16 protein-coding genes are annotated in these 13,796 nt (G+C 47.0%); 8 read left to right on the forward strand and 8 right to left on the reverse strand.

Annotated elements, in window-relative coordinates:
- Positions 1–6 precede the first annotated feature (6 nt).
- From MHB72_RS05520 to MHB72_RS05530, 3 genes are all read right to left on the reverse strand, one after another.
- Positions 7–630 (reverse strand): NAD(P)-dependent oxidoreductase, encoded by a 624-nt coding sequence (locus MHB72_RS05520; protein WP_436967736.1) that lies wholly within the window; start codon positions 628–630, stop codon positions 7–9.
- Between the two features lie 23 nt (positions 631–653).
- Entirely contained in the window at positions 654–797 is a 144-nt protein-coding gene (locus tag MHB72_RS05525; protein ID WP_023856545.1) for a hypothetical protein, read from the reverse strand.
- A gap of 170 nt (positions 798–967) precedes the next feature.
- Positions 968–1,171, reverse strand: coding sequence for an alpha/beta-type small acid-soluble spore protein (locus MHB72_RS05530; protein ID WP_020450770.1), 204 nt, complete (start codon positions 1,169–1,171; stop codon positions 968–970).
- Between the two features lie 233 nt (positions 1,172–1,404).
- Between MHB72_RS05530 and MHB72_RS05535 the strand changes: the two genes are divergently transcribed.
- Positions 1,405–1,629, forward strand: coding sequence for a hypothetical protein (locus MHB72_RS05535; protein WP_020450771.1), 225 nt, complete (start codon positions 1,405–1,407; stop codon positions 1,627–1,629).
- 50 nt (positions 1,630–1,679) lie between these two features.
- Here the strand turns inward: MHB72_RS05535 and MHB72_RS05540 are convergent, their stop codons facing one another.
- The 5 genes from MHB72_RS05540 to MHB72_RS05560 form a co-directional block, all read right to left on the reverse strand.
- The gene (locus tag MHB72_RS05540) at positions 1,680–2,786 is read right to left on the reverse strand and encodes an ABC transporter ATP-binding protein (protein WP_023856547.1); all 1,107 of its coding nucleotides are present in this window, start codon (positions 2,784–2,786) and stop codon (positions 1,680–1,682) included.
- A gap of 115 nt (positions 2,787–2,901) precedes the next feature.
- The gene (locus tag MHB72_RS05545) at positions 2,902–3,783 is read right to left on the reverse strand and encodes a helix-turn-helix domain-containing protein (RefSeq protein ID WP_101560659.1); all 882 of its coding nucleotides are present in this window, start codon (positions 3,781–3,783) and stop codon (positions 2,902–2,904) included.
- Positions 3,784–3,801: 18 nt separating this feature from the next.
- Entirely contained in the window at positions 3,802–4,020 is a 219-nt protein-coding gene (locus tag MHB72_RS05550; RefSeq protein ID WP_171866274.1) for a YheE family protein, read from the reverse strand.
- Between the two features lie 143 nt (positions 4,021–4,163).
- The gene (locus MHB72_RS05555) at positions 4,164–5,522 is read right to left on the reverse strand and encodes a YheC/YheD family endospore coat-associated protein (protein ID WP_216920963.1); all 1,359 of its coding nucleotides are present in this window, start codon (positions 5,520–5,522) and stop codon (positions 4,164–4,166) included.
- A complete protein-coding gene (locus MHB72_RS05560) occupies positions 5,519–6,604 on the reverse strand; it encodes a YheC/YheD family endospore coat-associated protein (RefSeq protein ID WP_216920965.1) in 1,086 nt (361 codons plus the stop codon). Before MHB72_RS05560 ends, MHB72_RS05555 begins: the two co-directional genes overlap by 4 nt.
- 329 nt (positions 6,605–6,933) lie before the next feature.
- On the opposite strand from MHB72_RS05560, the gene MHB72_RS05565 reads away from it, so the two are divergent.
- The 7 genes from MHB72_RS05565 (at position 6,934) to MHB72_RS05595 (ending at position 13,796) form a co-directional block, all read left to right on the forward strand.
- On the forward strand, positions 6,934–8,064 hold the full coding sequence (locus tag MHB72_RS05565) for a DUF445 domain-containing protein (RefSeq protein WP_216920967.1): 1,131 nt from the start codon (positions 6,934–6,936) through the stop codon (positions 8,062–8,064).
- Positions 8,065–8,186: 122 nt separating this feature from the next.
- Entirely contained in the window at positions 8,187–8,540 is a 354-nt protein-coding gene (locus MHB72_RS05570; RefSeq protein ID WP_016886435.1) for a YlbF family regulator, read from the forward strand.
- 446 nt (positions 8,541–8,986) lie between these two features.
- On the forward strand, positions 8,987–9,850 hold the full coding sequence (locus tag MHB72_RS05575; protein ID WP_016886434.1) for a Cof-type HAD-IIB family hydrolase: 864 nt from the start codon (positions 8,987–8,989) through the stop codon (positions 9,848–9,850).
- 143 nt (positions 9,851–9,993) lie between these two features.
- The gene (locus tag MHB72_RS05580; RefSeq protein ID WP_103749107.1) at positions 9,994–11,511 is read left to right on the forward strand and encodes a coproporphyrinogen III oxidase; all 1,518 of its coding nucleotides are present in this window, start codon (positions 9,994–9,996) and stop codon (positions 11,509–11,511) included.
- Positions 11,512–11,647: 136 nt separating this feature from the next.
- Entirely contained in the window at positions 11,648–12,424 is a 777-nt protein-coding gene (locus tag MHB72_RS05585; RefSeq protein ID WP_216920969.1) for an enoyl-CoA hydratase, read from the forward strand.
- A 126-nt stretch (positions 12,425–12,550) separates the two neighbouring features.
- Positions 12,551–13,669, forward strand: coding sequence for a Rap family tetratricopeptide repeat protein (locus MHB72_RS05590; protein ID WP_026579963.1), 1,119 nt, complete (start codon positions 12,551–12,553; stop codon positions 13,667–13,669).
- A complete protein-coding gene (locus MHB72_RS05595; RefSeq protein WP_167564567.1) occupies positions 13,659–13,796 on the forward strand; it encodes a hypothetical protein in 138 nt (45 codons plus the stop codon). The genes MHB72_RS05590 and MHB72_RS05595 overlap by 11 nt, the downstream gene beginning before the upstream one ends.

Below are 13,796 nucleotides of genomic sequence, written 5' to 3' on the forward strand. Positions count from 1 at the left end.
CCGGCTTTAATAAGCAAGCCCCACCCTTGCCTTGACAAACTGGTCTGATTCAAGCTGTTTGAAAAGAAAATGGGCGGTGTCGCCGGTCGATATTTCTTTTCCGCCGTCCGGCAGAACATCCTGTTCAAAACGGTATGTCTTCAATGCCGGCCCGTCGGGGAGATATGTCGGGCAGACGATCGTCCAATCCAATTCAGACTCGCGGAGACGTTCGTACACACGGGCATGTTCTTGCGCTGCGCGCGCCGAGCGCCGTTTTGATTCGTTTGTTTCAAAGCGGTAAAGGTCCGGGTTCTGCCTCGCGTTTAAAATACCGGCCGTTCCGATGGTAATCAGCCGTTTAATCCGATGTGCGTTCATGGCATTTATCATATGTTCGATGGAGACGGTCAATGTATCGTCTCCATCTGTGTTTAAACAGCTGACAACGATATCCGAATCTTTTATTAAAGACTCGACGTCATGCTGGTTCCTGGCGTTCCCTGTAAGCGCTTGGCAGCATTTATCCGTAATGCGGGCGCCTTCCGTCCTCCTAACAAGTGCGTAAACGGAATAACGCCCATCCTCTTCAACAAAATTGAGAAAGGCCTGTCCGACACGGCCTGTACCTCCAAAAAGCGCAATTTTCAACATAATCACTCCCATCGGATCTATCATACGTCAGATCGTCCGGAAGAAAAAGCCCCGCGAAAGCAAAAAGTTCCATGATAAGGGTGGACATTTGAGACATACTCATTCAATAGAGAAATCCCGACAAATTGAATCAATTCCCAATTGATGCTCAACATCAGCTGCATGCCGACTCCTCCTTTATATCAGCATATGAAAAAAGGAGAAGCGGGTGCGGGCTTTCATAAGATATGCCAGAGGTGCGGGCCGCCGCCCCGGCAATGAATGTGAAAGTTTGTCGACACGCTAAAGAAGGTGCAGGATATGCACCTTCTGTTATCCATGAATATGAAGTTGTTTAAAATTGTTGACCGCCCATAGATGCTTGAGCTTGGGAAACTAAACGTTTTGTAATTTCTCCGCCGACAGAACCGTTTGCACGGGAAGTCGTGTCAGCGCCGAGGTTTACGCCGAATTCAGAAGCAATTTCGAATTTCATTTGTTCGATCGCTTGAGCTGCTCCTGGGACAACCAGTTGATTTGAAGAATTTTGATTAGCCATTTGTATCAAACTCCTTTATAAAAATGGTATGGTTGGGCTGACTGGAGTTGCACCAGCTGCCGGCTTTCACCAAAAGAAAACCGCTGCCTTCTCGGCTAAAGCCCAATGTTGGTTTGTAATACGTATTATGGTGGATTCGATAAAATAAATGCGTGCTTCAATCTGGTAAATGTTGAAAGGCGAAAAGGCCGGGAATGGGGCAAGCTAAGGAAAAAAGCAGGAGGATGAAGCAGATGATGTGTCCAGTGTGCAATGGGATTCTCGTCCAGACAAGGCATTGTCCGAAGTGCGGCGGGGAAATGGCGGACGCGGGGAGAGCAACCGATTTTTTCGGTCCGTACAGTCCGTATATGGAGTTTGATTCATTTAAACAAACGCAAACCGTATGCGTTCATTTATATACTTGCCAGGACTGTACTTATGAAGAAACCGTTGAAATTGAAACGACCGAAGCATAGCAGCACGGAGGGCCGCAGCATGCTTCGGTCATGGAGAGTGTTTAAATCCGCTATTCTTCAGAACGGATGCGAAGCTCCGTTTCTTTATCAAAGAAGTGGGCTTTATTCATGTCAAGCGCAAGAGGGAGCGTATCGCCGGCCTGGACGTCGGTTCTTGAATCGACTCTGGCGATGAACGGCTGCGTGCCGGCTTGCGAATAAAGCATCGTTTCGGCGCCCATCAGCTCAGCTACCTCAATTTTCGCATCGATTTTTGAGTCTTTTGACGCTTCAATGAAAACAGGCTCGTCATGGATATCCTCAGGTCTGATTCCCATGATGATTTCCTTGCCGGCATAGCCCTGGCTGCGCAGAACTTTCATTTTTCCTTCCGGCACGCGAACCGAAACGCCGTCAAATGTAAACAAGTCTTCTTTTAGAGTGCCGGTGAAAAAGTTCATTGCGGGAGAACCGATAAAGCCGCCGACAAACACGTTTTCCGGATTTTCATAGACTTCCTTCGGCGCGCCGACCTGCTGGATGATTCCGTCTTTCATGACGACGAGCCGCGTAGCCATCGTCATCGCTTCAGTCTGGTCGTGGGTGACATAGATGGTCGTCGTCTGCAGGCGCTGATGAAGCTTTGTGATTTCGGCGCGCATTTGTACGCGCAATTTGGCATCAAGGTTTGATAACGGTTCATCCATCAGAAACACCTTTGCGTCCCGAACGATTGCCCGGCCTAAGGCAACGCGCTGGCGCTGTCCGCCGGAAAGCGCTTTTGGCTTTCTGTCCAAATATTGTTCAAGGCCCAGAATTTTGGCCGCTTCATGGACGCGCCGTTTGATTTCATCCTTCGGAAACTTCCTCAGCTTTAAGCCGAAAGCCATATTGTCATAGACGTTCATGTGCGGATAAAGGGCATAGTTTTGGAATACCATCGCAATGTCGCGGTCCTTGGGAGCGACATCATTCATCCGTTTCCCGTCGATTGTGAATTCGCCATCCGTAATTTCCTCAAGTCCTGCGATCATTCTGAGCGTTGTCGACTTGCCGCAGCCTGACGGTCCGACAAAGACGATAAATTCCTTATCATCGATATGAAGATTAAAATTATCCACAGCCGTGACTTTGTTGTCATACACTTTGTATATCCGATCGAGCACGAGTTCCGCCATTTTTTCTCCCCCTCTTTTATGTAAGCGCTTTATCTGGTCTTAGTTTATAAAAAACGGCAGGTCGGTGTAAATGGACATGGTGCACAATTTCTTTTCGTGCAAGTTGCTAAAGCCGCTAAAGGAGATACATCATCAAATAAACAGCGGCTGCTTCTTCAAACTGTCTGATGTCAATCCCGGTCCGTTCGATGAATTTATCAATTCTGTACTGCAGGCTGTTTCGGTGGATAAACAAACGTTTTGCTGTAAGAGAGGCATTCAGGTTGCATCTCATATACGTTTTGATGGTCAGGGATGTCTCGGGATCAGACAGCGCCTCTCTTACGGCGTCCGAAAACGAAGAAGCATGAACCCGCTCGGGTTTTGCCGTCAAAAAAGACGGGAGACACTGGCAAAACGTGGCGACGTTTCCGATGTCACCCGCTTCCAGCATATAATGAAACATTTGTTTTTCAAAGCGGATTTTGCCTTGAAGCGATCCGTTGACTGGATGAAGCTGGCCGCTGAAAAACACAGGGTTTGCCATGAAATCGCTTGTCAGTGCATGCGCAAGCTCGGACAGCTCTTTTTTGGCGAGAAACGGCGAAGGATTTTCGTGGACGATGACAGCTTCGTGCCGGTCGTACCATACCACAAGCGGGTCTTTAAAAAAGCCGCTGACCGCTTCTTTGATCGCCTGTCTTTCTTCAGGTACATGCTCCATTTTAAAAAAATGTCCTTGCATCAGCTGAATGTTCCCCGGGTTTGGAAGGGGGGCATTGCGAAAAAAATATTGATGCCATTCTTTCTCCCGCTTTGACAGCTGCTGTTCGGGACGCGGTTCTGAGAAAGGCCGGAACAGGCAATGGAGCAGCTCTTTTTCCCGGTCGGTGACCGCGTTTTTCAAAACGCCGAAGGTCTCGCCTTCGTCCGTTTGAAACCATAATGCATCGTGTTTTGAAACAGCCTCAGATACAATCATCCGTTCACCGTAAAGCGTCTTTAATTTCTCCAGCATACGACAACGTCCTTTTCTTTATTCGTAAATATGGAAGAGCATTAATTCATGAATTTCGCTTTTCAGGGAAGGCTCGTCATCGTGCGGGGGATAGGTGCTGCCCCACTCGATTTCCCCTGATTTATGATAGATTCCTTCATAGTGAATCCCTTTATGATAAAACGATATTTTCCAGCCGGGAAGCCTTTCTTTTTTAAACAGCGGCTTCCATTGAAAATGAGAAATCATAAACGCCACGCTCCTTCATTGATTTCAGGTGGGTCAAATCCAGCGAGCTGTCTACACGTTGATTTGTTATCATTGTATCTCATTCACAGAAAAGATCATAGATTCTTTTCAAGTGGAGCTTTTCAAAAAAATACCGTGAAGAAGCAGGTTCTTCACGGCTTGAGGTCATGCCACATGTCCTCCGGATTAAGGATGGACTGTTCAGTTAAATAAGAAGCATATTCGAAGCTTCTTTTCTTCGTTAAGCGGCTGACAGATGCCAGACGGGGATGGGAGAAGATCCCCCTGCCGGGCCGGGAATTGGCTTCAAACAGCCACACTTTTCCCGAACGGTCCAATCCGAGGTCAAAGCCGATTTCCCCGATGAAACCGTCAAGCTTTTCGTCAAGGACCCGGCTGAGGAGGAGCGCCGCTTTTGTCAGTTTTTGCAGAGTGTGAAGCCTTTCCTGAGGATCATCATATAGCTCTGCAAGCGTTTTGACGGCACCGCCGCTCGACATGTGGGTTGTAATTCCGTCTTTTCCAGCGATTTTGACCGCGATGGCTGTGACGGTCCATTGGCCTTTTCCGTTTTTGTTTGTATGAACCCTGAAGTCTGCCGGATGATGATCCACTTCGATCCGTTCGATGCCCTGCTGGGCGAGATAAGAAGTATGTTTGTGCAGTCTCTGCCATTCATCTAAACATTCAGCAGCGGACGAATAAGATGTGACGCCTTCGGCATGTCTGGCGAGAATTCCGTTTTCTTCCCGTTTTGAAAGCTGGAGTATGCCTTTGCCCAAACTGCCGCCGGCGGGCTTTACATAAATGAAGCCGTATTGACCGATCATGTCTTCGATTTTACCGGCATCGGGCTCCAATGCCGAAAATGGAAGCAATTCCGCTGTCCTCTCGTCTTGCTGCAGACATTTATAGATCTCCCATTTGTTAAAGAAGCCCGGGTTGAACCACGGAATCCGGTATTCATCCATAAGGCGGGTTTTTGTTTCCCGCAGAGCGGCGGATTCTTCCGCTTTGCGGTTCGGCAGTCTGTCGTAAACGACGTTGGGAAGGGGGACTGTGGCCTCCTCCCAGCCATTTTCCCTGAAAATGAGAGCCTGCACTGTACCTTCTTCCCAATCTATCTGGTGCGCTCCGAACAGATAGCTGTAGCCTCCTGCCGGGAGATCCATTGTCAAAAGCTTCGAAAAAAATAAAGACCTCCCTCTGACAGGGTCCAGCTGCGATTTTGTAAAACCGGCCGTGAAAATCCCGATTAAAGGTCCGATATAGACGGTATTGTCGCGGAAAATCAGGGAGGCTTTGCCGCGGTACGGAATCCGCAGGTTTTTGTACAGATTTTCAGATAATAAAACGGTGCGCTTCAAATGGCTGTCAAATGAGACGTGGCAACGTTCAACACTTGTACCGAAAGCCGCGAATAACAAACCGTCCTGTTTAAAAGAAGCGGGCAGGAGCATCGTGTTTTCGCTCGTCTGGTGGATGCCGACGGTCAGCGGTTGACCGGTCATCTTTTCTCAGCCCCTTTCGCGCCGGCTGAAGCCGTTAAGAATGAGCAGTACTCCAAAGGACCTTTATACAAAAGCTCCCTTTTTTCAGGAGAGTGCTTAATAAAAGCGTGCTTTCCGGGCTTTGAATTGACATCCAGAAGCCAGACTTTTCCGTCTTTCGTCAGGCAGATATCAAGGCCGAGCTCGAATAATGGTCCGTGATTTGATTCAAGCACCAGGGGTACGGCCTGCGCCATTGTCTCTAAATCATCGAGAAGGACGGCCTGGCGCTTTTTCGGCACGGATAAAAGCCAGCTGTCAAAGCTCACCGCCTCTGAGCCCCCGGCCAGGTTTGCAAGCAGTCCGTGCTGATAGCTCCGCCTTACCGTTTTGCCGGCTGTTTCCCATTCTCCACTGCCGTTTTTCTGAAGCAGCAGCCTGATATCGCACGGAAAACCGTCTTTGTCTTGAATATCGAGGAACGATTGCAGCAAATAGCGGTGCTGAAGAACTTTCTGACACCACGTTTCAAATGAAGCCTGTTTCGAAAATGACTTCAGCTGTTTGTGTTTTCCGGTTTGGTAGGCGGCCTTGACCGTTTTTCCCGTAAGCTCGAGGTGAATGATGCCGCGGCCTCCTGATCCGGATGCAGGCTTCAAGATGCACGCTTTTTCTTTTGCAAGCTTGCGCAGGATATCCTGGGCGTTTTCTGCAATCGATGTGGCAGGAAGGTAGGACTTGATGACGGGATCGGCATTCAATGCTTTGAAAACCGTCCATTTGTCAGGAAGTCCGAGTCCTAAAAATGTTGTTTTAGGATACTTTTTGAGCCATTCGACAATCGGTTTTGCTTTTTTCGATTGCTGATCTCTGCCGTAAAAGCAGCGGTCATAGATCCATTCCGGGATTTCTCTTTCAATTTCATTCCACTGTCCTGACTTCGGGTGAAAGGAGAGCCCTTTCACAAGCAGGGAACCGGGGGAAATATCCAGGGGCGTGAAACGGATAAACCGGATTCCATAGTCCGAAGCCATTTTGGCCAGTTCTTCGGCATAGGCTTTTTCATGTTCGTGCGACAGCGACATAAATCCAAGCGTCATCATGATTATACCTCCTTCATGAAAAACAAGGCTTAACAGGCTGAGACTGTCAAACTTCGGGCAAACTTTAATATATAGACTTCTGTTTCATGATACGCTTGAGATTGCAGAAATAGGCTTTTGTAAATTGGAAATGATTAAAAATTTTAGAGCGCCCTTCATACAATTGCCATCTGACCCATTGTATTTTGAAGCGGCTTGCTCCATTCCGTTATTTGCCCGTCTTTTATTCAGCTACTATAATAACGTTAGGCAAGACGGTGAGGATCGACCATAAGGCCCACGCTGTGCAGCTAAGATGTCAGGTAAAAAGGAAGGCAGTTGAAAAGAACATGTATGTATTTGGGGTTTTTGCCGTTATGATTGCAGTCGGTGCACTTATCGGCGCTGTAACGAACCATTTTGCGATTAAAATGCTTTTTCGCCCATATAAAGCCGTCTACATATTTGGAAAGAGGGTTCCTTTTACACCCGGATTAATTCCGAAAAGGCGCGATGAATTGGCGAGACAGATGGGACAGATGGTCACAGGCCATCTGCTGACAACAGAAGGGATCAAAAAAAGGCTTGCATCCGATGCGGTTAAAAGCCAGGCGGTGCAGGTTGGGGAGCGGATCTTGGCGCACCTCTCGCAATCAACGGCCACCGTTGAAGAAGCATTGGAAAGCATCGGAATTTCAAATCCCGCCCAAAAAGCGGATCGGGCGGTATCCAGATGGACGGATGAGAAGCTGTCCGCATTGTTAGAGGCACATGAAAATGAACCGCTCAAAGAGCTTATCCCTCTTGAGGCCCAGAAAAAGCTGAAAGAGAAAATTCCGATGGTGTCCGGCTATATTTTAAGCCGGGCTGTCACCTACTTTGAAAGCGGCGAAGGAAAGGAACGCCTCGGACATATGATTGACGATTTTTTGAAAGAACGGGGCATGCTCGGCAGCATGGTGCAGATGTTTTTAGGCAACAGCAGTCTGGTTGACCGCGTTCAGCCGGAGATTGTGAAGTTTTTAAAGAACGGCGAGACCGCGCGTCTTTTAACGGATCTGCTTGAAAACGAATGGGACAAGCTGAAAGAATATACGTTCAAGGAAGCGGATGACAAATGGAATCTCAAATCTCTCATTTTCTATTTGAAGGAAAAGCTTTTGAAACGATTCTCGTTTCAGCCGTTTTTCGAAAAAACGATTGGCTCCTCTATTGCCAGTGTTGAGCGGGAGATCGCTTTGCGCCTGCCGCAGATTGCCGACCGGCTTCTCGAAGAGGCGGGCCGCCGCCTGGATCAAGTGCTCAAGCAGCTGGAGCTCGAGCAAATCGTCAAGGAACAGGTGGACAACTTCCCTGTTGAACGTCTTGAAGAAATGGTGCTGTCCATTTCCAAGCGGGAGTTCAAAATGATCACGTATTTAGGCGGTCTGCTTGGCGGAATTATCGGAGCCGTGCAAGCCATCTTTGTAATTTTGATCTGAGGCTGAAGACGGCCTGTTCAAACGGAATTATCGTATAACTGTGAAAAACGCTCCATAGTTTGTTATAGTGGAGTGGTGCCGATTCCATAAGAAGAATACAGGCAGGAAAGGAGCGGATTAGGATGACGGTCAATTTACATGACTCGGCTTATGACTTGGGGCAAGCCTTGCGACAAAGCGATGAATATTCCCGATTGAAAAATCTTTATGATGAGGTGAATGGCGACCCATCTGCTAAAAAGATGTTTGATAACTTTCGCGATATTCAAATGAACCTTCAGCAAAAACAGATGAACGGCGAAGACATCACACAGGAAGAAGTCGAACAAGCGCAAAAATCCGTGGCGCTCGTCCAGCAGCATGATAAAATCTCGCAGCTGATGGAAGCGGAACAGCGGATGAGCATGCTGATTGCTGAATTAAACAAAATCATCATGAAGCCTTTGGAAGAGCTTTACGGAAACCCAGAGAGCTGATAAAAAATCCCCCCTTGTCAAGGCAAGAGGGGATTTTTTCACTAAGTGAACAAATAACGTTCATAAAGATTTAAAAAAAGACTTGTCAATTCATGAAATAGTTGCGATAATACTAAATGTAAGTGCTTTCATTTTTTGCCGGGATACGATCATGAAAAACGGACTGGCGGCAAAATGATAAGGGGTATAGAGGAAATTAACAGACTGAAAGCACGTCTGCTGGTCAAATAAAGGGGTTATCAATATACGGTGAATTGAACGAAAGGGGCGTTGAATTCACTGTTTTGAATATGAGGGAGAATCATGATCGTATCCACAAGATGCGAAGTAAAAAGTCTGTGAAAACAGGCTTTTTTAGTATGTGCATCAAGAGGGCTGTTCTAAAAAAAGAGATCGGGACATATCCTCTATAACAGATTCAGTCATCAAAGAAGGGGGACCTCCTGGTGTCAAAACAAATGCTTGCGCTGAATATAGACGGAACGCTGCTTCGGACAAACGGACGGCTTCATCCCGCAACGAAGGAAGCGATCGAATATGCAAAGAAGAAAGGTGTATATGTTACGCTTGTGACGAATAGACATTTTCGCTCCGCTCAAAAAATCGCCAAATCTTTAAAGCTGGATACGAAGCTGATTACGCACAGCGGAGCCATCATAGCGGACAAAATCGACGATCCTTTATTAGAAAAAAGGATTTCCGAAGAACAGACATTTAACCTTGTTCAAATACTGGAAAGCTATGATTGCAATATCAGAATCCTCCATGAAAAATATTCGATTGGAAACCGGAAAAAAACGAATTCAAACCTGCTGGGGAAAACGATGATTCACCCGTCTGACCCGATTTTTTATCCCGTCCAGTTTGTCGATTCGCTGAGCGACATGCTGATGGATGAACCGGTCAGCGCACCGGTGATCGAGGTTTATTGCTCAACAGGACAGTCCGAAGAAATCAGGCAGACGATCACAAATGCATTTCCTCTCGTCGACATCATTGGAGCGGGGGAAAAAATGCTGATTGTCCATAAAGGGGTTTCCAAAGAAGCAGGCTTGACGATGCTCGCCGCCGACCTCGGTCTAAAAATGGAAGATGTCGTTGCGATCGGCCATGAAATCGACGACCTCCCGATGATCGAGCTTGCCGGACTCGGAGTCGCAATGGGCAATGCTCCTCAGAAAGTCAAACAAAAAGCGGATTGGGTGACGCGCTCCAATGATGAACAGGGCGTCGCTTATATGATTAAAGAATACTTCAGAATGCAGCAAAGCAAAGGGTTTCTTAAAAAATTCCATATTAAAAAAGTCTGATTCTGATAGAATCCCCGCTTTCAACTCGAATGCGGGGATTATTCATTCATCGCTGCCACGTAGGAATGTTTGTTTCCCGGATTGATTTTGGCCATTTATTTTTGTACACTAAAGAAAGTTTTGAAACGAAAAAGGTGATGACATTGCGCATTTATATAGAAGGGCTCCAAGATGAAAGGTTCCAGAGACCGCTTGAGCATATAGCCAACTTATTCTTTGAAGAAAGCGAAGTCGCTTTTGGCGAAGAAGCGCCGGCAGACCTTGCGATCGTTCTCGGCTACGACCGGGAAGAGAATGGCGTCAAGGCTTCGGGTATGATAAAAGATACGGACATTAGAGCGGAATATGCAAAAAACATTGACCCCAAACTGACGGAAAAGGAAGCGTTTAAGCAGGTGAAAAATACCGTTTCCTACGTTTTTTTGAGCATGCTTCAGGAGCATACCGGAATCATTCAGAAATGGGGGATTCTCACCGGTGTTCGTCCGACAAAGCTGCTTCATAAAAAGCTGGAGAGCGGCATGCCAAAGGAAGAGGCACATGCCGAGCTGAAACGGGATTATTTAATTCACGACGAAAAAATCGAACTGATGCAAAACATCATTGACCGTCAGCTGAAAGCGGTACCCGATTTGTATGAGCTGAGTCAAGAGGTCAGCATTTACATCGGCATCCCGTTTTGTCCGACGAAGTGCGCCTACTGTACGTTTCCGGCGTATGCGATCAGAGGACAAGCCGGACGGGTCGGCTCATTTTTGTGGGGGCTTCACTATGAGATGCAAAAAATCGGCGAATGGCTCAAGGAGAACGATGTCAGAATAACGACCGTGTATTTCGGCGGCGGAACGCCGACAAGCATTACCGCTGAAGAAATGGATCTATTGTATGAAGAAATGTACCGTTCATTTCCCGATGTAAAAAACATCCGCGAGGTCACAGTTGAGGCTGGACGGCCCGATACGATCACAGAGGAAAAGCTCGCAGTCTTAAAAAAATGGAACATCGACCGAATCAGCATTAATCCCCAGTCTTACGAGAATGAAACGCTGAAAGCGATCGGACGCCACCATACGGTCGAAGAAACGATCGAAAAGTATCATCTGTCGCGAAATGCCGGCATGTCGAACATCAATATGGATTTAATCATCGGCCTTCCGGGCGAAGGGGTAAAAGAATTCAGAAACTCTCTTTCCGAAACCGAAAAATTAATGCCCGAATCATTGACCGTCCATACGCTGTCATTTAAGCGCGCGTCTGAAATGACGAAAAACAAACATAAGTATAAGGTGGCTGACCGCGAGGAGATTGTCGCGATGATGGATGACGCTGTCTCGTGGACGAAACAGCACGGCTACCATCCCTACTATTTGTACAGGCAGAAAAACATTCTCGGCAACCTGGAGAATATAGGCTATTCCCTTCCCGGCCAGGAAAGCATCTATAACATCATGATCATGGAGGAAAAACAGACGATTATCGGGATCGGCTGCGGAGCTGCGAGCAAATTCGTCGATCCGGAAACGGGAAAGATCACACACTTCTCCAACCCGAAAGACCCGAAAACGTACAATGACAGATTTGAACACTATACAAACGAAAAAATCCGCTACTTGTCTGAGCTTTTTCAGAAGGAGGCAAAAAGCGGTTCTCAACAGGAATAGAAGCTGCTGCCGGTATCGCCGGCAGCTTTTTTATTGCGGAATCAAAACCGGAATCGGCAGCAAAAAAAGGTTTTAAAGGGCGAAGGTGGAATAGTTTAAACAGTATCAATTGTAAACGTATTCACGGAGGTGCAAGATGGAGTATATCAAATGGAAAGACGAAGACGGGATTTTTGAAATTGTACTAAATCGCTCTGACGCGTACAATGCCTTGAATGAAAAAATGCTTGAAGAACTGAATGAAGCTTTGCGTATTGCAGAGGAAAGCGAATCGCTGCTTCTCCTTGTAAGAGGCAGCGGCAAAGGATTTTCGGCAGGCGGAGACATTAAGATGATGCTGTCTTCCGGAGATCAAGACAGCTCCGCCCGCGTCATTGACACAATTTCTGAAATTGCGGTGAAGCTTTACAGCATGCCGAAGATGACGACAGCGGCTGTCCACGGGGCGGCCGCAGGTCTGGGATTGAGCCTCGCGCTCAGCTGCGACCATGTGCTGGTCGAAAAAGAGGCGAAGCTGGCGATGAATTTTATCGGCATCGGGCTTGTTCCCGACGGAGGCGGACACTTCTTTTTAGAGCGGAGAATCGGTGAAGCTGCGGCCAAAGAATTGATTTGGAGCGGGAAACAATTGACGGGGGCCGAAGCGCACGAACTTCGGATCGCAGACGCCGTGTTCAGCGGGGACTCCGGCCGTTTTGCGCGCATCTATCTTGAAAAGCTTCTGCACGCTCCGCTGGCAGCGATGATTGAGACAAAAAAGATCTATCAGGCGCTGAATGGCGGGCGGCTGCAAAAAACGCTCGAACTCGAGAAAGTGGCCCAGATGAAAATGCGGCTGACGAGTGACCATCAGGAAGGAATCCGCGCATTTTTAGAAAAGCGCCAGCCGCAATTTAACCGTCAGCAAGTATAACAAGAGGGCCCGACAGGAAATTGACCTTGGGAAATGATGTGCAGAAGCAATTGTAAAAAAATTTAAGTTTCTATAAAATGATTCATAAGGACACAGGTCTGTACGAAGTCTTGGGAGGCGGGGAAATTGAAACAGAAGATTCCATCTGAATACGTTGCTAGTAAGCTGAATGATTGGTACAACGCCATTCGGAAAAATCAGATCGCCGCCAGTGAATCATTGAAAGCGGAAATTTTAAATGATTTTCAAGACATGGAAGAAAATCAGGACGTCCTGCTCTACTATTCGCTGCTCGAATTCAGGCATAAGCTGATGCTCAGCTATTTGAAACCACAAAAGACTGAAAATATTGAAAAAAACCTCCGCGACTTAGAAGAGAAAAAGGACCAAATGACAGGTTTACTAAACTATTATTACTGGTTTTTTAAAGGGATGTATGAGTTCAAACAAAAGCGGTTTGTCAAAGCAATCGGCTGCTATAAAACGGCTGAACAAAAAGTCAGCGCCTTGGAAGACGAGGTTGAAAAAGCGGAATTTTATTATAAGCTGGCGGAAATCTACTATTATATCAGTCAGAGATATTTATCGATCAACTATGCGACGCTCGCTTCCGACATTTTTAACCGGTATGAGACGCTAAAAGAAAAAAAGATTTTCTGCGATTTTATCATTGCCGGCAATTGGGTTGAATCGATGACATACGGACCAGCGCTGAAAAGCCTGGCCAACGCGCTTGAAGACGCCGCGAAAATCAAAAACAGCCATTTGACGGCAGCCGCTCATTTTAATTTGGGAAATTGCTATTTCCATCAAGAATCGTACCGGGAAGCCTCAGATCATATGGAGAGCGCCCTTTCCATTTTTGAACAGGAAAGTTCATCATATATTCCAAAAGTGCTGTACAACTTAATGTACGTCCGTCTAAAACAGGGAAATCATGTCGGAGCGGCCGACTGTTATGAAAAAGGCATCCGAAGTGCGGCATCGCTCGGAGATGAAGAACACGCGGCCAAGCTTAACATTCTATCCGGGTTGTATTTGGACGGCGGGGATCGGAAAGCCGTGGAAATCGGATTTGATTATTTGGAGTCAAACCATTTATATGCCGCTGTTGAAGAGCTGGCTTTAGACGCAGCCCAGTACTATAATCAAATGGAGCGGCTTGAAGATGCCATTTTTTACTATGAGAAGTGCGCTCAGGCAAGACGAAAAATCAAAAGGGGAGATGCGTTGTATGAAAGCTAAACTGTTGTTCGTCGCGGTGTCGCTGGCTGTTGTGTTAACGTCTTCAGGCTTTTTGGCAGATGCGGGAAAAGCTCCTTCCTTGTACGCGGACAAAATGATCACGACTGACAAGGAGGCCCGAGTTTAA

The organism is Bacillus sp. FSL K6-1284 (assembly GCF_038002625.1).
GTDB lineage: Bacteria > Bacillota > Bacilli > Bacillales > Bacillaceae > Bacillus > Bacillus paralicheniformis.